Origin of the sequence: Cellulosimicrobium cellulans (genome assembly GCF_016921195.1) — a bacterium.
GTDB lineage: Bacteria > Actinomycetota > Actinomycetes > Actinomycetales > Cellulomonadaceae > Cellulosimicrobium > Cellulosimicrobium cellulans_F.
In genome coordinates this window covers 407,341-426,576 of the sequence record NZ_JAFGYF010000001.1, presented here as the reverse complement: position 1 = coordinate 426,576, position 19,236 = coordinate 407,341, and the positions used below count along the sequence as shown (strand labels likewise).

20 protein-coding genes are annotated in these 19,236 nt (G+C 75.1%); 4 read left to right on the top strand and 16 right to left on the bottom strand.

Going from position 1 to position 19,236, the window contains the following annotated elements; all coding sequences use genetic code 11:
- Positions 1-41 precede the first annotated feature (41 nt).
- The 3 genes from rpsN to rpmB are packed head-to-tail and all read right to left on the bottom strand — an operon-like array spanning position 42 to position 750.
- Positions 42-347, bottom strand: coding sequence for a 30S ribosomal protein S14 (rpsN, locus tag JN535_RS01825; protein ID WP_205201398.1), 306 nt, complete (start codon positions 345-347; stop codon positions 42-44).
- Complete coding sequence (rpmG, locus tag JN535_RS01820) at positions 347-514, bottom strand: 50S ribosomal protein L33 (protein ID WP_205201396.1); 168 nt, start codon at positions 512-514, stop codon at positions 347-349. Before rpmG ends, rpsN begins: the two co-directional genes overlap by 1 nt.
- Positions 514-750, bottom strand: a complete 237-nt coding sequence (rpmB, locus tag JN535_RS01815; protein ID WP_021483267.1) for a 50S ribosomal protein L28 — start codon at positions 748-750, stop codon at positions 514-516. The genes rpmG and rpmB overlap by 1 nt, the downstream gene beginning before the upstream one ends.
- Before the next feature lie 175 nt (positions 751-925).
- Between rpmB and JN535_RS01810 the strand changes: the two genes are divergently transcribed.
- Positions 926-2,179, top strand: coding sequence for a CobW family GTP-binding protein (locus tag JN535_RS01810; protein ID WP_205201394.1), 1,254 nt, complete (start codon positions 926-928; stop codon positions 2,177-2,179).
- 10 nt (positions 2,180-2,189) lie between these two features.
- Here the strand turns inward: JN535_RS01810 and JN535_RS01805 are convergent, their stop codons facing one another.
- The 12 genes from JN535_RS01805 to JN535_RS01750 all read right to left on the bottom strand — a co-directional run bounded on the left by JN535_RS01805 (position 2,190) and on the right by JN535_RS01750 (position 11,758).
- Positions 2,190-3,338 (bottom strand): hypothetical protein, encoded by a 1,149-nt coding sequence (locus JN535_RS01805; protein ID WP_205201392.1) that lies wholly within the window; start codon positions 3,336-3,338, stop codon positions 2,190-2,192.
- Positions 3,335-3,943 (bottom strand): SigE family RNA polymerase sigma factor, encoded by a 609-nt coding sequence (locus JN535_RS01800; protein ID WP_307868077.1) that lies wholly within the window; start codon positions 3,941-3,943, stop codon positions 3,335-3,337. The genes JN535_RS01805 and JN535_RS01800 overlap by 4 nt, the downstream gene beginning before the upstream one ends.
- Before the next feature lie 57 nt (positions 3,944-4,000).
- Complete coding sequence (locus JN535_RS01795) at positions 4,001-4,393, bottom strand: hypothetical protein (protein WP_205201390.1); 393 nt, start codon at positions 4,391-4,393, stop codon at positions 4,001-4,003.
- A 344-nt stretch (positions 4,394-4,737) separates the two neighbouring features.
- Positions 4,738-5,361, bottom strand: coding sequence for a DUF1775 domain-containing protein (locus tag JN535_RS01790; protein WP_205201389.1), 624 nt, complete (start codon positions 5,359-5,361; stop codon positions 4,738-4,740).
- Complete coding sequence (locus JN535_RS01785; protein ID WP_205201388.1) at positions 5,358-7,073, bottom strand: copper resistance CopC/CopD family protein; 1,716 nt, start codon at positions 7,071-7,073, stop codon at positions 5,358-5,360. The genes JN535_RS01790 and JN535_RS01785 overlap by 4 nt, the downstream gene beginning before the upstream one ends.
- A gap of 3 nt (positions 7,074-7,076) precedes the next feature.
- Positions 7,077-7,805 (bottom strand): YcnI family copper-binding membrane protein, encoded by a 729-nt coding sequence (locus tag JN535_RS01780; RefSeq protein ID WP_205201387.1) that lies wholly within the window; start codon positions 7,803-7,805, stop codon positions 7,077-7,079.
- 166 nt (positions 7,806-7,971) lie between these two features.
- Positions 7,972-8,508 (bottom strand): hypothetical protein, encoded by a 537-nt coding sequence (locus JN535_RS01775; RefSeq protein ID WP_205201385.1) that lies wholly within the window; start codon positions 8,506-8,508, stop codon positions 7,972-7,974.
- Positions 8,509-8,596: 88 nt separating this feature from the next.
- Positions 8,597-9,283 carry a copper resistance CopC family protein gene (locus JN535_RS01770; RefSeq protein WP_205201383.1) on the bottom strand — a complete coding sequence of 229 codons (687 nt, stop codon included), beginning with the start codon at positions 9,281-9,283 and terminating at the stop codon, positions 8,597-8,599.
- 89 nt (positions 9,284-9,372) lie between these two features.
- The gene (locus tag JN535_RS01765) at positions 9,373-10,065 is read right to left on the bottom strand and encodes a hypothetical protein (RefSeq protein WP_205201381.1); all 693 of its coding nucleotides are present in this window, start codon (positions 10,063-10,065) and stop codon (positions 9,373-9,375) included.
- Positions 10,066-10,075: 10 nt separating this feature from the next.
- Positions 10,076-10,771, bottom strand: a complete 696-nt coding sequence (locus JN535_RS01760) for a Pr6Pr family membrane protein (RefSeq protein WP_205201379.1) — start codon at positions 10,769-10,771, stop codon at positions 10,076-10,078.
- 41 nt (positions 10,772-10,812) lie between these two features.
- Positions 10,813-11,415 carry a hypothetical protein gene (locus tag JN535_RS01755; protein WP_205201377.1) on the bottom strand — a complete coding sequence of 201 codons (603 nt, stop codon included), beginning with the start codon at positions 11,413-11,415 and terminating at the stop codon, positions 10,813-10,815.
- A gap of 139 nt (positions 11,416-11,554) precedes the next feature.
- Positions 11,555-11,758, bottom strand: a complete 204-nt coding sequence (locus JN535_RS01750; protein WP_205201375.1) for a cold-shock protein — start codon at positions 11,756-11,758, stop codon at positions 11,555-11,557.
- A gap of 554 nt (positions 11,759-12,312) precedes the next feature.
- Between JN535_RS01750 and JN535_RS01745 the strand changes: the two genes are divergently transcribed.
- Together JN535_RS01745 and JN535_RS01740 are read left to right on the top strand one after the other, a co-directional pair.
- Positions 12,313-13,596, top strand: a complete 1,284-nt coding sequence (locus JN535_RS01745) for an amidohydrolase (protein WP_205201373.1) — start codon at positions 12,313-12,315, stop codon at positions 13,594-13,596.
- A 110-nt stretch (positions 13,597-13,706) separates the two neighbouring features.
- Complete coding sequence (locus JN535_RS01740; protein ID WP_205201371.1) at positions 13,707-14,081, top strand: hypothetical protein; 375 nt, start codon at positions 13,707-13,709, stop codon at positions 14,079-14,081.
- A gap of 63 nt (positions 14,082-14,144) precedes the next feature.
- On the opposite strand, the gene lysX is transcribed toward JN535_RS01740, so the two are convergent.
- Positions 14,145-17,468 (bottom strand): bifunctional lysylphosphatidylglycerol synthetase/lysine--tRNA ligase LysX, encoded by a 3,324-nt coding sequence (gene lysX, locus JN535_RS01735; RefSeq protein ID WP_205201369.1) that lies wholly within the window; start codon positions 17,466-17,468, stop codon positions 14,145-14,147.
- Between the two features lie 358 nt (positions 17,469-17,826).
- Here lysX and JN535_RS01730 point away from each other — a divergent pair, with 358 nt between their 5' ends.
- Positions 17,827-19,215, top strand: a complete 1,389-nt coding sequence (locus JN535_RS01730; RefSeq protein ID WP_205201368.1) for a hypothetical protein — start codon at positions 17,827-17,829, stop codon at positions 19,213-19,215.
- Positions 19,216-19,236 lie beyond the last annotated feature (21 nt).

The following is a 19,236-nucleotide window of genomic DNA, read 5'->3' as shown; positions in this document are numbered from 1 at the left end:
CTCCTTGCTGAGCCGGGAGCTGCCGCGCGGGGCGGCCACGCTCACCAGCTCGACTTCGTGACTCCGGGCAGCTCGCCGCGGTGCGCCTGCTGGCGCAGGCGGACGCGGGAGAGCCCGAACTTCCTCAGGTAGCCGCGCGGGCGGCCGTCGACGACGTCGCGGTTGCGCACGCGCGTGGCGCTCGCGTCGCGGGGCTGGCCCTGGAGCTCGAGCACCGCGGTCGCCTTCTCCTCGGGTGAGGAGGACGGCGACGAGACGACGCACTTGAGCTCCGCGCGGCGCTCGGCGTAGCGGGCGACGACCTCGACACGCCGGTCGTTGCGCGCGATCTTCGAACGCTTGGCCATCAGCGCTCCTCGCGGAAGTCGACGTGGCGGCGGACGACGGGGTCGAACTTGCGCAGGATCATGCGGTCAGGGTCGTTGCGGCGGTTCTTGCGGGTCACGTAGGTGAACCCGGTGCCGGCGGTGGACCGGAGCTTGATCACGGGACGGAGGTCGGTGCGGGTAGCCATCAGAGCTTCTCCCCTCGGGCGAGGATCCGCGCCACGACGGCGTCGATCCCCTGGCGGTCGATGGTCTTGATGCCCCGGGCGCTGACGCGCAGGGTCACGTGGCGACCCAGCGACGGCACCCAGTAGCGCTTCTTCTGGATGTTCGGGTCGAAGCGACGCTTGGTCCGCACGTGGGAGTGCGAGATCGCGTGGCCGAACCCGGGAGCGGTGCCGAGCACCTGGCAGACGGCGGACATGGCAGTTCCTCTCGGGGTCGGGTGAGGCGACGGGAGATGACACTAGAGAGTGAGAATCATTCCCGTCAAGACGCTATGCTGACCCGCTGTCGAGAACAGTTCTCAGGAGCGGGTTGTTCCCGAGCCGGCCGCTGGGCCTGTCGGGCACGCCCCAGACCACGGATCGGAGCGCTTCATGCCCTTCTCGTCCCGCCCCTCGCCGGACCCGTCCCCCGACCCCACGACGGACGCCGACGGCGACCCCGCCCAGACCGCGGCCGACGGTGCCGCGGACACCCGCGTCGCCCTGAGCGTCCTCGCGACGATCGACCCCGTGCTGCGCGACAGCGCGGTGTTCGGGCTCGTCGTCGGCGGGCCCCGCGTCGTCGCGCTGCGGCACGACATCCGGGCGGTCGAGGGCGCGCTGCGCCGGGTCGTCGTCGACGCGACCGGCGTGATCGAGGACGAGGTCGTGCCGCTCGAGCACGCATGCCTCTCGTGCGCGGTGCGGGAGGATGCCGTCCCCACGCTGCGGCGGCTCGCCGCCGACGGCCGGTGGGATCACGTCGTGCTCGCGCTGCCCGTCGCCGCCGAGTCGCTGCCCGTCGTCCGGGCGCTCGCCGCGCAGGCCACACCCGGGAACGAGCTCGAGCGGCTGCGCCTCGCGACCGTGCTCGCCGTCGCCGACGTCGACACGCTCGAGCACGACCTTCTCGACGACGACCTCGTCGCCGAGCGCGGCGTCGGGCTCACCGAGGACGACCAGCGCGCGGTCGGCGAGGTGCTCGCCGCCCAGCTCGAGCACGCCGACCTCGTCGTGACGACCGGCGACCTCGAGGCCGCGGCCACCGGGTCCGGCCTCGTCGACCGGCTCCGCGGTGTCGGCACCCGGCGCATCGACGGACTTCACGCGCTCGCGGCCGGTGACCTCGCGCGACACACCCACGACCCTGCCGCCGGCGAGCGCCGCGCCCACCCGCTCGGCGTGCGGGGCCCGCTCCCCCGGCACGAGAAGCCGGTCGGCGACCGGAGCTGGACCGTCGAGCTGTGGTCCGCGCGCCCGTTCGACCCCGAGCGCCTGCTGCGCCGCATCGAGGACCTCGGCACCGGGCGGGTCCGGTCCCGCGGGGTGTTCCACGTCGCCAACCGTCCGGACTCGCTGTGCGCGTGGGACGGCGCGGGCGGTCAGCTCTGCATCGGCACGCTCGGCACGTGGGACGACGCGACGACCGCCGAGGGTCGTCCCGTCGAGCCGCACACGCGCGTCGTCATCGTCGGGGCGACGGACGCGGACGGTGAGGGTGACGGCGGCGATGAGCGCGGGCGCCTCCTCGACGCGTTCCGCGACGTGCTCGCGACGCCGGACGAGCTCGCCGACGGCGGCCTGCGCTGGCTCGGCCGCACCGACGTCCTCGCCCCCTGGCTCGGCGCACGCAGCGACGCTGTATGAACCGCCGCGCTCACGGCGTCTGGGCGGCGGGAGCCTGGGCGTGAGCGTGCCGCCAGGTGGCTTCTCCGACGTCGAGCCGGCACTGCGTGTCGCGGTCGCGATCCGTGCGCGTGACGCGGTGCTCCTCGTCCGCTCGCGCACGGATCGCCAGACACTCGCGCTGCCGCGCGTCGGGATCGCCTCCCGCGATGGCGTCGAGCCGCTCGCGGACCTCTGCGGTCGTCGCATCGGGTAGGAGCTCCTCGGTCGCGGAGCCCGTCGACGGACTCCAGACCAGACCCTGAAGGCACTCCTCGGACAGGCACCCGTTCAAGCCCCACGAGTCGACGTTTCCGCTGCTGCCCTCGACGCGCTGGCTCACCGTGCCCGCGAACTGCGGCGCGCTCCCTCCGGTGTCGTGCGCGACGACGGCGAAGTACGCGACGTCCTCCCGGCCGGAGACCGGTGTGGACGTCGAGGGTGGCAGGACCACGTTCGACACCGTCCCCCCGTCCGGTCCGGTGAACACGTCGCGCGCGACGAGGTGCGTCGTCACGCGGTCGTCCCCAGCGGCGTCCACGGTCTCGACGCCGAGGACCAGCCGCCAGGCGCCGTCGGGAGAGGAGACCGTGACGTACGACGACCTCGCGGCGACCGTCACCGCTTCCACGCCACGGCCGTCGGCTGACGCAGAGTCGACGCCCGGGTCCTTGAGCGAGAGGGACAGAGGCCCCTCGATACGCGCCACCACCCCCTCCTCTCGCAGCAGCGCGAGCTCCTCGTCCCCGCCCACGTACACCCCGCTGACGAGGTGGTCCTCGGTCGTGGTGAACAGGAAGCGGTCCGAGGTTCCCCACGCGGTGATCCCGGTGTCATAGACCTCGCCCTCGCCCTCGCGCTCGAGTCCGACCATCGAGGTTGCGACCCGGATCCCAGGCGCGAGCTCGACGGACCTCGGCTCAGTCGCCGTGACGAACGGCAGGTCGTCGGCGAGATCCGGCATGGCCACCGCACCGGTCGCGACGACGGCGGCGACCGCCACGGCCGACACCGCGCGTCGGCTCCGGGAACGTCGGCTGCGACGACGTGCGACGTCGAGGGCTGCGGCCGGATCGATCGGCGTCGCGGGTAGCGCCTCCTCGACGAGTGCCCGCAGGTGTGCTGAGAAGTCGTCGGTCACGGCGCCGTCTCCGTCCGGTCGGCAGGGTCGGTCAGCGTCTGGCGCAGTGCGGCGAGCCCGCGTGCTCCGGCGGACTTCACCGTGCCCCGAGGAATCCCCAGCTCTGCGGCGACCTCGACCTCGGAAAGGTCGAGCAGGTGCCGCAGCACGACCACGCGACGCTGCTTCGCCGGCAGCTCACGCAGCGCGCGGATGAGCTCGTCGCGCAGGACGACCTGGCTGCTGCGGTCGCGCTCGCCCAGGTCGGGCATCTGGTCGGCGGTCAGCAACAGCTCGCGGCGGGTGCGGCGCCAGGTGTCGATGCGGAGGTTCGCCAATATGCGCCGCGCGTAGGCCAGCGGATCGCCGTCGCGCGCACGACTCCAGGCGCGGTACGTCCGCTCCAGCGTCGCCTGCAACAGCTCCTCCGCGCGATGGACGTCCCCGGCGAGCAACGTCGCGACGCGGCGCAAGGTCGCGCCGTGCTCCGCCACGAACGCCACGAACTCCTCGTCGCGAGACCGCCCGGAGACGACGAGTTCGACGACCGGGCCCCCAGCCTGGTCTTCCCCCTCGACGTCGGCCTCGATGCCGACATGACGACTCACCCTCACACCCTCCACCACGCGGAGGCGGGCCTTCTGGTTCCACCCGCACGGGCGGAACCGGACATGGCGACCGCGCTAGCGCGCGAGGCCGATCGCGGTCCCGACGAGGGCGGCCCACGTGGCGAGGCCCAGGCATGCGGAGATCACGGCCGTTCGCCGGGGCTTGGTCGTCCCGGCGATGTAGACCGCGAGGACCGCCGGGCCGATGAGCCCGAGGACTCCTCCCGCGATCATGAGGAGCCCCTTGCTCACCTGGGGGCACTCGACGGTCGTGAGCATCCCGCACGAGGCGGGCGCGAAGTAACCCATGCCGAAGGCGATCGAGCCCAGCGTCAGGGCGCCGAACACGCCATAGAGCACGACGGCCACGAACAGCGCGAGGAACACCCGCCAGGCGTCCGTGCCGTGTCCCGTGGCCTGGCGCTCGTCGCGGCGCTCGGGCGGTCTCCGATCCGTCGGGCTCTCCACGGCCGGAAGTCTTGCAGACTCCCCACGGGAGCTGGGCGAGAGCCTTGCCGAGGGGACGGTCTACGTGGCGCGGCTGGACTCGCATGCCGAGCAGGGGCAGGGGACTGACCACGCCGCCGACCCATGCCCCGACGTGGAGGAACCGGTGGCGATCCGCCGCGAGAGCTCCCCCCAGCGAAGCTCTCGTCGCGGACCGCCACCGGTCCAGGTGTCGCCGCGTGACCCGTCGCGGCGACGTCCCCCACCAGTGCAAGAGGGGGCGGGCGCATGTTCGGGACGTTCACGAACAGTGATCTGGATCACAGTACGTGCAACGCCCGGCCGCCGCTCGCGCAGCGGGTTGCTCAGGCCGTTCGCAGACGGCGCCGCGCCGACCACCCGCCCACGATCCCGACCACCGCAGCCCCCACCGTGACAGCCGCGACGAGGGGCGCCGTCGGCGTCGGGGGCGCCGCCGCCGTGACGACGGGCGCCGGCGCGAGCGACGCCGCCGTCGCGACGAACGTCGGCGCGGGACGCGCGCCGGACGGGTCGGTGTCCGTCCACGCGTACGACGCCCCCGACGGGCACTCCTGCACCGCCGGGAAGACGAACGCCTGCCCCACCTCGCCCGTGACCCGCACGTCGAGCGTGAAGGCCGCACGCTCGCCGTCGGGCACGGGCTCGCCGGTCCACGCGACCGCGTCGGCGCCGACGTCGGAGGTCCAGCCGTCGGGCTGGCCCGCCCCGAGCGCCTCGACGCCCTCGGGCAGAGTCACCCGCAGCGCGTCGGTGGGCTCGCCGTCGCACCCGTGGTCGAACGTGAACGTGAGCGTCGACGTGCCGTCGCCGTGCGGCTCGACGGTCTCGATGAGGACGTGCGCGGCCGCGGGGCCGGCCGTGAGCACGGCGAGCGCGCCGGCGGCCGCCAGCGCGACCGCGACGCGCGAACCGCGCCCTCCGGGGCGAGTGCGTCGACGACCGGTCATGAGGACACCTCCACGGGGATCTCGACGATCGGGTTCTCGTACTTGGACGTGCGGACGCTCACGTTCAGGGTCCAGTCGCCGGCGATCGGCAGGTCCAGCGTCGCCTCGTACGTGCCCGTCCCTGTCTGCGTGAGAGGACGGGTGAAGGGCCCGAGCGCGGGGTCGGCGAGCGTCGTGGACAGCTCGGGCACGGCGACGGGCTCCAGGGGCTGCCCGTCGGCGTCGAGCAGCTCGATCTCGAGCGCGTTGACGCCGACCCGGCCGGGCAAGACCCGCGCGCGGAGCGTCCCGTCGCCGAGCTCCTCGACCACCTCGACCGCCGGGGCCGAGCCCTCCTCGGCGGACGGGTCCGTCGCCGCGACGGGGCTGCGCGAGACGAGCACGCCCGTCACGGCGAGCACGAGCGCGAGCAGGACCGCCTCCGCGGCGACCGTCCGCCCGAGCCGACGGCGTGCGGTCGTCCCGGCCGCCCCGGCACCACGGCCGCCTGCACCGCCGTCGCTCACGACCGCCGGGACGAGCCGGTAGCGGTTCCAGGCCGCGATGCCGACGAGGCACAGCGCGACGCCGACCTTGACGAGCAAGGTCTGGCCGTAGGCCGTCGAGACGAGCGCGTCGATCGTCCCGAGGATGCGCCACCCCAGGACGGTCCCGGTGACCGCGAGCGCGAGGACGACCCAGGCGCCGAGCGCCGAGAATCGCGCGACGGTGACCGCCGCACGGCGCGCGTCGACGTGCGCGGACGGCGCGAGCACGAGCGCGAGGCCGACGACGCCGCCGAGCCACACCGCCCCCGCCACGACGTGCAGCGCGTCCGCCGTGACGACGAGCCACGGGGGGCCGAACGTGCGCGTGTGCCCGACGAGCACGAGCGACCCGAGCGCGAGCGCCGCCGCGCCGAGCACGACGCCGGCGGGCCACGCGGCCCGGGACTCGCGCGCCGCGCGCGGGCCGAGCAGGGTCGCGACGAGGAGCCCCACGAGGCCGAGGGCGCCGGCGAGCGTGGAGTCGGTCGCGAGGCCGGCCGCCCAGGTCGCCGGGTCGACGAGCGCCCCCAGCCCACCGCCCGCCTGCCAGGCCGGGGTGAGCGGGACCGCGAGCAGGATGCCCACGGCCGCGGTCACGAGCGCCCCGCGGCGGACGCGCTGGAGGCGCCGCCGCAGGACCGGCGCGGCCCCGGGCGAGACGTGCAGCACGAGGAGCTCGAACCCGGCGAGGCCCGCGACGAGGAACGTCCCCGCGTAGACCGCGGCCTGGTCGAGCGCGCGCACGGCGACGAGCGCCGCCGTCGGCTCGGCCACCCGGGCTTCGACCGCGGTCGCGCTCGGCGCGCCCACGGAGAACGTGAAGGCGCCCGCCACGGGGTGGGTGTCGAGGGACACGACACGCCAGCTCACGACGTACGTGCCGTCGTCGAGCGTCGCGGCCGGGGTGACGACGAGGGCGTCGTCGACCGCGACGACGTCCACGTCGACGGGCGAGCCGTCGGCGGCGAGGACCGTCGTCCCGCCGGTCACGACCTGGACGGGCTCGTTGAAGGTGATGGTCAGCGCGTCGGGCGGTGCGTCGAGGACGGTGCCGTCCCGCGGGTCGGTGCCCACGAGGACGGCGTGGGCCGCGGCCGGGCCGCTCGCGAGGATCGCGAGCAGGACCGCGGCCGCGGCACCGACGACGACGGCCACCACCCGGCGCAGCACCGTGGGGCGGCCCACGGGTCAGGCCCGCGGACGTGAACGCACGAACCCGAGCGCCCCGAGCACCAGGCCCGCCGCCGCCAGCACGAGCGCCGCCCAGGTGAGCGCGGCGGGCGCGCCGTCGGACCCGGCCGCCGCGCCGTCGGCTGCCGAGCCGTCCGACGCCGCCGCGTCGGCGTCGTCCGCGACGGGCTCGGCGTCGTCGTGCCCGTCGCCCCCGGCGGCCGTCAGCTCGAACAGCGGTGCGGGCAGCTCGAGGTCGTGCCCGTCCTCGCCGTCGGCCGGGACCTGCACCCAGGCGCTCTCGCCCTCGGCGCACTCCTGGACGGTCGGGAAGACGAGCGTCTCGCCCGCGGCGTCGGGCAGCTTGAGGGAGAGCACGAGGGCGTCGCGGTAGCCGTCGGGCAGCGGGGTCTTCGCCGTGTAGACGACCTCGGCGACGCGTTCGGTGTACTGGCCGCCGTGCCCGTCGTCGACCGGCTCGGCGAGGTCCGCCATGACCTTCTCGACGTCCCAGCCTGGGTTGACGGTGGGCGTCACGGTGACGACCTGCTCGGGGACCTGGATGGAGACCTTCGTGGTCGGCGAGTCGCCGCAACCGTGCGGGACGCCGAACGTGAGCAGCGCGTACGCACCGGCGTCGGTCGTGTCGGGGATGACGGTGACGTGGGCGGCCGCGGCGCCCGCGCCGACGACGACGATCCCGGTGGTCAGGGCGGCGGCGCCGACGGCGCGCAGGGTCTTTCGCATGGTGGTGCCTTTCGGGGAGAGGAAGGACGGTGGCCCCCGGCGCGCGAGCGCACGACGGCACGCCCCGGGACGACCGGGCTCAGCCGGCCGGGCGGGGAGGTGCGCAGGTCGCGGGCGCGCGGGAGCGGGACGCCACGGAGGTGTCCGGTGAGGCGTCCGGGAGAGGTCAGGCGACGGCGGGCGGACCGCGTCCGGGCGCGGCACCGCGCACGAGCAGGTCGCGGACCGTCGGCAGCGCGCCGACGGCGGGCGGGACCACGGCGACGACGACACCGCGCGGGCGGCCGGGGACCCGGTGCCCGGCGAGCCACGTCCACAGGCGCCAGAGGACGGCGTCGCCGTAGCGCAGGACGAGCGCGACGGCGAGCGTCGCGACGGCGTGCGCGCCGAGCATCGTCAGGGGCGATGCTGCGTGCGCGTGCGCGGACGCGCCCGCCGGGGACAGTGCGGCACAGCGGTCGAAGACGACGTGCAGCACGAGCTGGCCCGCGCCGAGCAGGCCGAGCAGCCGCGGCAGCCCGACCTGGCGCCGGGTGAGGGGCCGCACCGCGACGGCGGTGAGGACGGCGAGGACGCCCAGCGGGACGGCACCGGGGTCGGTGCCGCCGGCGAGACCGTGCGCGACGACGGACAGCCCGACGACCGCGGCGGCGAGCAGCAGCACTCGCACGCCGCGGAGCACCCCTGCTCCGGGCGACGTCACGGACGCACCCTAGCGGGTGAGCCCGGGGCCGCGGGAGGGTCGGCGGCCGTCCTCCCCGGGCCGGGGACGACGGCGAGCGCCGGCACGGTCAGTCCTCGGGGTCGTGCGGGCTGCCCTCGTCGGTCGCCGCGCCGCGACGGCGCACGACGAGCACGACGACGACCGCCGCGGCGACCACGAGCGCGCCGAGCCCCACGAGCACGGGCAGGAGGGACGACCCGCCGTCGTCCTCGCCCGTGGTCGCGGGCGTCGCGGACGCCGAGGGCGTCTCGTCCGCCGCGTCCGTCGTGGCGTCCTCGGTCGCGGTCTCCTCCGGGGTCGCGTCCTGCGTCGTGGGCTCCTCGGACACCGGCGCCTCGGGCTGGGCCGCGACGGTGAACGCGAACGTGCCCTCGATGGGGTGGCCGTCGGACGAGACGACGCGCCACGCGACGGTGTACGTGTCACCGCCGAGAGCGACCGCCGGGTCGAGCGCGAGCGTCGCGGTGCTGCCGTCGATCGTCGGCGTGCCCTGCGCGACGACCGCGCCGGCCGAGTCGGAGACGACGACCTGCGGCTCGACGGGGAGCGGCTCGGTGTTGAACGTCAGCGTGATCGCGGTCGGAGGTGTCGCGAGCTGGGCGCCGTCGGCCGGGTCGGAGCTGAGGAGCCGGTCGTGCGCGGACGCCGGGCCGGCCGTGAGCGTCGTGACGGCGGCGGTCAGGCCCAGGGTCAGCGCAGCGGTGGCGAGGAGGGCGAGCAGGGCCGACAGGGGTCGGCGCAGGGAGAGGGTCATGAGGGTTCTTCCGTCCGAGGCGCGGCGGTCGCCGCACGGTGGTGCCCCGGGGCCCGGTCGGCACCGGGTCGGCCTCGTCGGGGGCCGCGTCAGGACGCGGCGAGGGGGCGCAGCAGTGCTCCCGACGGGCCGGCCGCCGCAGGCGGTCCACGCGTGGGGGCACGGCGCGCACGCCACAGGGACGCGACGCGCACCGACCGCGCCTGTGGCACGCGCGTGCGGGCGGCGGGCGGGACGGGGACGAGCCCGGGGAGGCGGTCGCGCGGCGTCACCCACGCGAGGAAGCGCTCGAGCGCGCGCTCGCCGCGGGCGAGGACGAGTGCCAGCACGACCGTCGCGACCGCGTGCGCGACGACCATCCACAGGGCCGCGGCGCCCGACGCCGCGAGGTGCTGCGGGTGCACGAGGCTCGCACCGCCGTCGACCACGGCCGACGCGCCAGGCGCCGAGCAGACGACGTCGCCGGCCGACGCGACGTGCCCGCCGTGGCCGGACGTGGCCCCGGACGGCACGCACGACCCGCCGGGCGCGAGCACGACGAGCGCCTGGTGCAGCGCGACCTGGGCGCCCCCGAGGAGGACGACGAGCCGGGCGGGCGTGAACCGCAGCCGCGCGGCCGCCGTCGTGCCGGCGAGCGTGAACGCGGCGAGCGCCGCGAGGACCAGCGGGTCGGGGAGCGCGCCCCCGGCGACGCGGTGCGCGAGCGCCGTCAGCGAGAGCACGAGGGTCGCCACGAGCGCGGCGCGGGCGACGCGCAGCGGACCGACGACCGGGGAGTGCACGACGGCCACCCTAGCGCGACGCGGGCGCGTCGTCCGGGCTGCCCGCCGCCCCCGCCGCCTCCGACGACGCGGCGGCCGGCGAACGGTCCGTGTACCGGCCGACGAGGGGGCCGGTGGGCAGCAGCCGGTCGATCCCGACGATGACGAGGCCGAGCACGAGGAAGCCGGCCCCGTAGAGCACGACGTTGACGAGCAGCCCGGTCCACCCCAGCGCGTCGAGGTCGACGAACCCGTACGGGTACTCGCTGCCGGGGCTCACGAACCCACGGACCGTCGTGAACGCGAAGTACGCCAGCGGGTACAGGAGCCATCGCGCGGCGTCGAGGCCGCGCAGGCGCCGGTGGGCGTCGAGCAGGAGGAAGTCGACGAACACCGCGAGCGGCAGCAGCTCGTGCTCGATCTGACCGTCGGTCAGCCCGAGGAACACGGCAGGGGCGTCGGGGTCCTCGGGCGCGAGCACGAGGTTGGCGACGAGCCCGGTGATGGCGGCGAAGAGCGTGACGCCGCCCTTGAGCCAGCCCGGGGGCTGCCGCCGACGCAGGAGGGACGCGACGCCGGCCCACGCGAACACGACGGCGATGAGGAAGCCCGTCTGGTTCGTGAAGTAGACGAGGCCCTCGACGTCGCCGTCGCGCCAGATGGCGCGCGTCCCGACGAGGGCGAGGACGACGAGGAACAGCCGGAACAGCCCGACGACGACGTGCATGCGAGCTCCTTCGCGCGCGGTGCGGTGGTGCGCTCAGGAGCCTAGTGGTCCGAGCGTCGCAGCGTGCGCCGCCGCCGCGCCACGACCGCCCACACGACCAGGCTCCAGAGCGTCGCCCACGCGAGGCCGACGAGCGCGGTCCGCAGACTGCGCGCGGCGTCCTCCGCGCCGTCGGCCACGACGCGGTCGAGGTCGGAGCGCGCCATGACGGTCCCCGGCGCGTCGGCGTCCTGGACGGCGGCGAAGACCCCGGCGTACGGGCTGCCCGACGGCGCGGGGAGGTGGACCGGTGGGTCGACGGCCGCGGGGTCGACGCCCTGCGCGCTCGCGACGCCGTCCGTCCCGCGGAGCTCGACGGGGTCCGCCAGCCCGGGGACGCGCGCCGTCACGGCGGAGACCTGGACGCCGTCGGAACCGGCCTTGCCCTCCACGACGAGGACCGCGTCCGTCGCCTCGACGGCGACACCGTCCCGGCTCAGCTCGTGCGCCAGGGAGACGTCGTGCGTCGTCGTGACCCACTTCCACCCCCCGACGACGGCGAGCGCGACCCCGATCGCGATGGCCGCGACCAGGAGCATGCCCGCGAGCTCGCGTCCCAGCCCGCGCGTCGCGCGTCGGGTCACGGTCGTGGCTCTGCCGGTCATCGTCGCCCCCTCTCCGAGGAGCACCACTGTAGGGCCCGCCCGGTGAGCGTCCCCCGGGGACGCCGGCGGGCCGTGCGGTCGCACGGCCCTCCGGGACGTCGTCGCCCCGCCCGGCGCGGCACGCCGGGCGGGCGGGAGGTCAGAGCGACTGGATGTTCGTCGCCTGCGGGCCCTTGGGGCCCTGGGTGACGTCGAACGAGACGCTCTGGTCCTCCTCGAGCGAGCGGTAGCCGCTCGAGTTGATCTCGCTGTAGTGGGCGAACACGTCGGCGGTGCCGTCGGAGGGGGCGATGAAGCCGAACCCCTTCTCCGCGTTGAACCACTTCACGGTGCCTGTAGCCATGATGACTTCCTTCGTTGGTGCGACCGGCCCACGGGCGCGGGTCCGGTTGTCGCGCCCCGCGGGGCGCCGACGATCGTGGAGGCGGGTCCCGCGAGGGCCCGCCGGGCGTTCACGCGGGGCGACGAGGTGCCGCTTCGCGTGGTGGAGGTCGGCGACGACGCCCACCGGCCGCGTGAAGCGGTCGTGGACGTGGAAGCCGTCGGGGAGTCGGGTGACCAGACCGGCGTACTCTCCGTCCGACGTCGCGACCCACAGGTCGTCGTCGGCGCGGCGCAGCACGAGGTCTGGTCCGGGCGTGCCCGCGACGGACGCTGCGGTCCCAGGGCGTTCAGATAGGGAAGAAAGGATGTTCTCTGCTCTCGCGCCGCGCTCTGTGGGCGGAGATCTCGACGGCAGCGTTGCTGCCTGGCGCGCACGGCCTCGCTCCGATGCTGAGGACCGAAGATCGTCGCGGGACGCTGGGACCCGTGACGGAGCGCGGCCTCCAGGCTACACGAGGTCGCCGTCGGCGCCCGGCGAGGCCGCACCTGCTTGCCCGGGGCGATGATGGGGGCATGACGACCTCACCCACCCCCGCCCACGCCTCCCGCCCCGTCCCGCGTACCGCGCGCAGCAGCGTCGCCGTCGTGAACGGCTACGTCGTGCCCGTCGCCTCGGACCCGATCGAGAACGGGACCGTCCTCGTCGAGGACGGGATCATCACCGCCGTCGGGGCCGACGTCGTCGTCCCCGACGGCGTCCCCACGCTCGACGCACGGGGCCGCTGGGTGCTGCCCGGCTTCGTCGAGGCCCACGCGCACATGGGCGTCATGGAGGAGGCCGAGGGCTGGGCCGGCAACGACACCAACGAGATGACCGACCCGAACGGCGCGGCGCTGCGCGCGATCGACGCGATCAACGTCGAGGACGAGGGCTTCCGCGACGCGCTCGTGGGCGGCGTGACGAGCGCCGTCGTGAAGCCGGGCTCGGGCAACCCGATCGGCGGCCAGACGGTCGCGATCAAGACGTGGGGCGGCCGCACGGTCGACGAGCAGGTGATCCGCGAGGCGGTCTCCGTGAAGTCGGCGCTCGGTGAGAACCCCAAGCGCGTGTACGGGGACCAGAAGAAGACGCCGTCCACGCGGCTCGGGGTCGCGAAGGTCATCCGCGCGGCGTTCGTCGACGCGCAGAACTACGCGGCGAAGCGCGACGCGGCCGAGGCGAAGGGCGAGCCGTTCGACCGCGACCTCGCCAAGGAGACCCTCGCGCGCGTGCTCGCGGGCGAGCTCTACTGGGACCAGCACACGCACCGCGCGGACGACATCGCGACCGCACTGCGCCTCGCGGACGAGTTCGGCTACCAGCTCGTGATCAACCATGGGACCGACGGCGCGGCCGTCGCGGACGTGCTCGCCGAGCGCGACGTGCCGGTCATCTTCGGCCCGCTGTTCACGTCCCGCTCCAAGATCGAGCTGCGCAACCGCGACATCGCGAACCTCGGGGCGCTGGCGCGCGCGGGCGTGCGCGTCGCGATCACGACCGACCACCCCGTCGTGCCGATCAACTTCCTGGTGCACCAGGCGTCGCTCGCGGTGAAGGAAGGTCTCGACCGCGACACCGCGCTGCGCGCGCTCACCGTCAACCCGGCGTCGTTCCTCGGCCTCGACGACCGCGTCGGCGCACTCGCGCCGGGCCTCGACGGCGACGTCGTCGTGTGGTCGGGCGACCCGCTCGACGTGACGTCCCGCGCCGAGCACGTGCTGGTCACGGGCACCGAGGTCTACACGTGGGACGCGACGGCGAACGAGGGCCGCGGGGCCGGCCGCGTCGTCGAGCGCGGCGAGCGCTTCCACGCCTGATCTCGCGTTCCGCTCGCGTGGCGCGATCTCGGACGACAGCGGACCATCGTGTCATGCGCACCCGACCCGAGCACCGCCCTCGCGCCAGCGCGCGCGCTAGCCTCGCACCCGTGATCGGGCTCGTCCCGGTCGTCGCCCTCGCCGCCGCGTGCTCCGGCCCCGGCCCCGGCGAGAAGGACGTCGAGTACGACTCGCTCGACGCGCTGCACCGGGCGGCGACCACTGCCGGGCTGACGTGCCTGTCGTTCACGCCCGAGGACTCCGGGACGCCCGACGTCGAGCTCGGTGCGTGCGACGACACGACGCTCCTGGCCGTCTTCGCGGACGGCGTCGCCGAGGACGAGTTCCTCACGCTCCTGCCGATCGAGCCCTCCGAGGAGGAGCAGGCGGCGCTCGCCGGGCCGAACTGGGTGGTCCTCGGCGACACCGGCGACCTCCTGGAGACCCAGGCCGGGATCGGTGGCGACTTCCTCTCCGACGTGTGACGCGTCCCCGCGCCGCCCCTCGGCCGCCGGGGGCGGCGCGGCCGGGAAGGGCTGCGGTCGCGCTCAGGACCGGCGCTGGGGCTTCACGAACGGGAAGGCGAGCGTCTCGCGGATCGACGCCCCGATGATCGTCATGTAGATGCGGTCGACGCCGAGCCCGAGACCACCGGTGGGCGGCATCGCGAACTCGAGCGCCGAGAGGAAGTCCTCGTCGATCTCCATGGCCTCCGGGTCGCCCGCCGCGGCGAGGAGCGACTGCTGGGTGAACCGCTCACGCTGGTCGATCGGGTCGATGAGCTCGGAGTACGCGGTGCCGAGCTCGGCACCGAACGCGACGAGGTCCCAGCGCTCCGCGAGGCGCGGGTCGTGGCGGTGCCCGCGCGTGAGCGGCGACGTCTCGACCGGGAAGTCGGTGTAGAACGTCGGCTCGACGGTCTGGCCCTCGACGAGACGGTCGTACATCTCGTTGACCACCGCGCCGTGGGTCTCGTCCTCGGCGACCTCGATGCCGAAGCGCGCGCACAGCGCGTGCAGCTCCGCCTCGGGGGTGTCCGGGGTGACCTCCGCCCCCACGGCGCGCGAGACGGCGTCGTGCACGGTGACCACCGGCCACTCGCCGTCCAGCCGGACCTCGCTCCCGTCGGGCCTGCGCGACACGGCGTCCCCGTGCACCGCGACCGCGGCCGCGACCACGAGCTCGCGCGTGAGGTGGCGCATGGTCGTGTAGTCGCCGAACGCCTGGTACGCCTCGAGCGACGTGAACTCGGGGTTGTGCGTCGCGTCCGCGCCCTCGTTGCGGAAGTTGCGGCCGAGCTCGAAGACGCGCTCGATGCCACCGATCGCGAGCTGCTTGAGGAAGAGCTCGGGAGCGATGCGCAGGTACAGGTCCATGTCGTACGCGTTGATGTGGGTCCGGAAGGGGCGGGCGTTCGCGCCGCCGTGGACCCGCTGCAGGATCGGCGTCTCGACCTCGATGAAACCGCGCTCGACGAGCGACGAGCGCAGGGAGTGCACGGCGGCGGACCGGCCGCGGAGCGTCACGGACGACGCCGTGTCGAGCGCGAGGTCCACGTGGCGCAGTCGCATGCGCGCCTCGGGGTCGGCGAGCCCGCGGAACTTGTCGGGCGGCGCCTTGAGCGACTTCGACGCCATGACCCACGAGTCGGCGTGCACCGACAGCTCGCCGGTCCGGCTGCGCGTCACCGTCCCCGTGACGCTCACGTGGTCCGCGAGGTCGACCGTGCGCCGCCAGAGAGCGAGGTCGGCCGCGCCCTCCGCGGTGAGCATGACCTGGCGCTCGTGGTTCTCCTCGCGCAGGACGGCGAACGCGACGCCCCCGAGGTCGCGCAGGCGCACCACCCGACCGGAGACCGACACGGTACGCCCGAGGAGCAGCTCGTCCACGTCCGCGAGCCGGTGCGTGCGCGGCACGGCGACCGGGTACGCCGGCATGCCCGCCCTCGCCAGCACGTCGAGCTTCGCCCGGCGTGCGCGCTCCTGGTCGGTGAGCCGCTGCGTCGGGACGTCGAGCGCGAGGAGCTCGTCCTCCTGCTCGCGCACCGCCTGCCCGAGAGCCGCGGCGGCGCCGGCGCCGGCCAGCGTCTCGCGCGAGGAGCGCCAGACCGGGACGAAGCCCTCGGCCTGGCCGGCCGCGACCGTCACCGCGGTGAGCTGCGCGGGCGCGGCGTAGCAGAGGTAGCGCGTGCGCCACCGGGGCTCGTACTTCTGGTTGGAGCGGTAGAGCTGGTCGAGCTGCCACCACCGCGACGCCGCGAGGACGAGGCGCCGGAGGAACCGCTGCCACGGGCTCGCTGCGACCGACTCGCCCTGCTCGATGAGGCCGCGGAACATCGCGAAGTTGAGGGAGACGCGGTCGATCGCCATCCCGGCGCCCTCGCTCGCGAGCGTCGAGACCATGAGCTCGGTGACCCCCGGCAGGGCGTCCGGGGACCGGCGCATGTAGTCGAGCGAGACACCCTTGCGGCCCCAGGGGACGAACGTGAGCAGACCGCGCGGCTCGCCGTCGCGGTCGTGCGCGGTGACGACCAGCACGCGCGGGTCGCGCGGGCTGCCGAGCCGTTCGAGCGCCATCGAGAAGCCACGCTCGTCGTCGCCGTGCCGCCAGGCGTCGGCCGCGCGCGCGAGTGCCGCGAGCTCGTCCGCGGGTATCTCACGCTGGCGACGCAGCCGCACCGTGTACCCCTCCCGCCGGGGCCGCGCGACGGCGTGTCGTACCGACCGCATCGACGGCGCCGCGAGGTCGAACTCGCGCGTCTCGACGATCGCCTCGTCACCCATGGTCAGGACGGCGAGCCCGGCGTCCCGGTAGGCCCGCGCGCCCTTCTCGCTCGCGGAGACGACGCCCGGTGCCCACCCGTGGCGGCGCGCGTACGCGAGCGTGCGCCCGATCGCGTCGGGCCACGACGCGGGGTCGCCCAACGGGTCGCCCGCCGCCAGCAGCACTCCGCTCACCACGCGGTAGGAGACCGCTGCCCGGCCGTCGACGGAGAAGATCGCGTCGCGGTCGTCGCGCGTCGCGAAGTACTCGAGCGAGTCGTCGCTCGGGTGCTCCAGGAGCAGGCGCCGCACCGCGAGCTCCTCGTCGGGCGAGCGTGGGGCGTCGCGCGGACCCGTCCGCAGGAACACGACGACGGCGAGCAGGAGGGCCGCGCCGGCGACGAGGCCACCGACGAGCGCGAGCCAACCAGGGGCCCCGCCGTCGATCGAGAACGGCTCCTCGTGGGGCGAGAGGCCGACCGACACGCTGAGCGCCCACCCGGCACGCTCCGCCTGCGTGTCGAGGGTCGAGGGGACCACCTGGAGCAGCGACCACACGGTCCCGGCGGCGAGCGCGAGCCCTACCACGAGGACCAGCCCTGCCGCCCACCACGCCCCGCGTGCGATGCGCGCGGGGAACGCGCGGCGGGCGGCGACCAGCACGACCGTCAGCACGAGCCCGACCACGCCTCCCACGTAGGCCGTCCAGTGCACGTCGTCGAGCACGCCCGCGGTCGGGTCGATGCGGTCGAGGACGATCGCGACGAGCATGACCAGTGCCGAGGGGAGCTGCCAGACCAGGACGACGAACCACAGGGCGACGCGCCGACGGCGGAGGAAGCCGCTCGCGACGAGGCCGACGACGACGGCCGAGAAGAGGGACGGGTACGACGGGACGTTCGTGACCGAGAGAACCTCAGCCACCGGCCGCTCGGCGGGCCCCGCGACCGGCCGGAGGACCAGCGCGAGCACGAGCCAGGCGGCGTAGAGCTGCAGGACGCGCCCACCCCACCGGGCGACCTGTTCCGTCCAGGTCGGCGCGGGCACGCCCTCCGAGAGCTCGCGGGCAGGGGCCGCCTCGTGAGCGGGCGCCGTCGTCGTCGCAGTCATCTCACTCCTCTCGCGGGGCGCCGCGCGCCCGGTCGCGGACCGTTCAGGCCACTCGCTGCACGAGGTCGGGCTACCGACCACGCGAGCGCCGGGCGCTCGTCGCTCAGAAGCGCACCGCTGCGCACCATCTTGCCGAAGGTGCTCGCACCTGTCCTGGCGGGTCGAACAGCAGCCGTCAATTCACCACGCGTACCGGCGAGGACGCGCCCGACGAATTCCGCATCAATGCGTCGATGCGCCTGCAGCACTCCACGAGAAATCGCGCGTCGAATGTGCAAGCACGACGCCGTCGCGCACATTCTTGTGCGCGGCTCCCGCCGACCGGCAAAAACGCGCCCGCGGGCTAGGCTGTCGGTTCATGGGGATTCCGACAACGGTCATCGCGACCCGCTTCTCCTCGTCGACGCGTGCCCGGTTGACCGCGCTGGGCCTCGACCTTCCCGACGGGCCGCCGGGCGGCACGACGCCCGGCGTCGACGAGCCTGCTCCGACCCCCGCGCTGCCCGACCTGGGCGCCGCGCTGCGCCGGTGCGACGAGCAGAGCGCTCTCGCCGTGGTCGTCGACCGAGACGCGTCACCTGACGACTGGCGTCGCGACGGTGTGCGCGCGCTCGCCGAGGTGACGGTCGCGGCGGCGGCGGGCGACCCCGCCCGGCCGCTCACCCTGCTCGTGCTCCCCGCGGTCTCCGGGCCACGTCCCGGGCCGGTCGCGATCCTCTCCGCGTCGGAGACGGTCTCCGCGTACGAGCTCTTCGTGGGCGCCGGCCTGGCGTGCGCCTCCGGCCTGGACGTCGAGCACCTCAACGCCCGTGGGGTCGCGGGCTCCGCGATACGCACCGACGCCGCGGGCCGGGCGGCCGCCCGCAGTGCCACGGCGGCGTGGCACGAGCGCGCCGACCCCCGCCCGGAGCGCGCGCTGCGCACCGGGCGGCGCCCCGCGGCGATCGTGGCCACGCTCCCGCCGGGGTCGGTCGACGCGGCACGCGTCGTGGCCGACCACCCGGACGCGGACGTCGTGCTGGTGCTCGACCGCGTCCACGCCCGGCACGGTGCCGCGCTCGCCAGGCAGGTCGCGACGATGGTCGAGATCGCCTTCGACCTGGCGACGATGTTGCCCGAGGACGGGTCGCGCAGCACCGGCGCCGACGCCTCCGGGTCCGCGCCGAAGGCCCCTCCCCCGGCACGGACGCCCCCGGACGGGCTCGCGCCCCTCCGCGCGTCGGACGTGCTGCACGCACGCCTGACCGACACGGCGGTGGAGGTCACGAACAGGACGCGCCAGAACGTCCGGTGCCGCGTCGTGCTCGGCGCGGCGGAGGCGCCGGACGTCGGGCGGGCGGTGCTCGAGGTCGTGCTCGGCCCCGACGCGAGCTCGACCGAGCCGACCGCGGGCGTCGGCGCCGTCGCGGACCTCGCGCCACCCACCGCGGTGCTGCGGCACTGGAGCCACACGTCCACCGAGGTCTACGAGGGCGGCGACCTGCGCATCCTCCAGGTCGAGCTCGACGTGCTCGACGCCACCGGGGCCGTCCGCGCGACGCGCGCGTACGACGCCGGCAACGGCACCGACTTCGCGGTCACCGCACGCGACCTGGGGTCGCTCCTGGGTCGGGCCTCGGCGCGGCCGGTGCTGCCCGATCCGGCACCCTCGCCGGTGGTGCCCGTCCCGGCACCCGACGATCTCCTGGCCACGTTCGCCAGGTCGCTGGCGGTCGGCGCGACCGCCCTGGCGAGGCCCGTGCGGTGACGCGTGGCGCCACCGGCGCGC

Coding starts and splice junctions, on each gene's coding strand:
- JN535_RS01780 (WP_205201387.1), bottom strand. CDS start 7,805: ATGCGAAAGACCCTGCGCGCCGTCGGCGCCGCCGCCCTGACCACCGGG.
- rpmB (WP_021483267.1), bottom strand. CDS start 750: ATGTCCGCCGTCTGCCAGGTGCTCGGCACCGCTCCCGGGTTCGGCCAC.
- JN535_RS01760 (WP_205201379.1), bottom strand. CDS start 10,771: ATGCACGTCGTCGTCGGGCTGTTCCGGCTGTTCCTCGTCGTCCTCGCC.
- JN535_RS01745 (WP_205201373.1), top strand. CDS start 12,313: ATGACGACCTCACCCACCCCCGCCCACGCCTCCCGCCCCGTCCCGCGT.
- rpmG (WP_205201396.1), bottom strand. CDS start 514: ATGGCTACCCGCACCGACCTCCGTCCCGTGATCAAGCTCCGGTCCACC.
- rpsN (WP_205201398.1), bottom strand. CDS start 347: ATGGCCAAGCGTTCGAAGATCGCGCGCAACGACCGGCGTGTCGAGGTC.
- JN535_RS01730 (WP_205201368.1), top strand. CDS start 17,827: ATGGGGATTCCGACAACGGTCATCGCGACCCGCTTCTCCTCGTCGACG.
- JN535_RS01810 (WP_205201394.1), top strand. CDS start 926: ATGCCCTTCTCGTCCCGCCCCTCGCCGGACCCGTCCCCCGACCCCACG.
- lysX (WP_205201369.1), bottom strand. CDS start 17,468: ATGACTGCGACGACGACGGCGCCCGCTCACGAGGCGGCCCCTGCCCGC.
- JN535_RS01790 (WP_205201389.1), bottom strand. CDS start 5,361: ATGACCGGTCGTCGACGCACTCGCCCCGGAGGGCGCGGTTCGCGCGTC.
- JN535_RS01755 (WP_205201377.1), bottom strand. CDS start 11,415: ATGACCGGCAGAGCCACGACCGTGACCCGACGCGCGACGCGCGGGCTG.
- JN535_RS01750 (WP_205201375.1), bottom strand. CDS start 11,758: ATGGCTACAGGCACCGTGAAGTGGTTCAACGCGGAGAAGGGGTTCGGC.
- JN535_RS01770 (WP_205201383.1), bottom strand. CDS start 9,283: ATGACCCTCTCCCTGCGCCGACCCCTGTCGGCCCTGCTCGCCCTCCTC.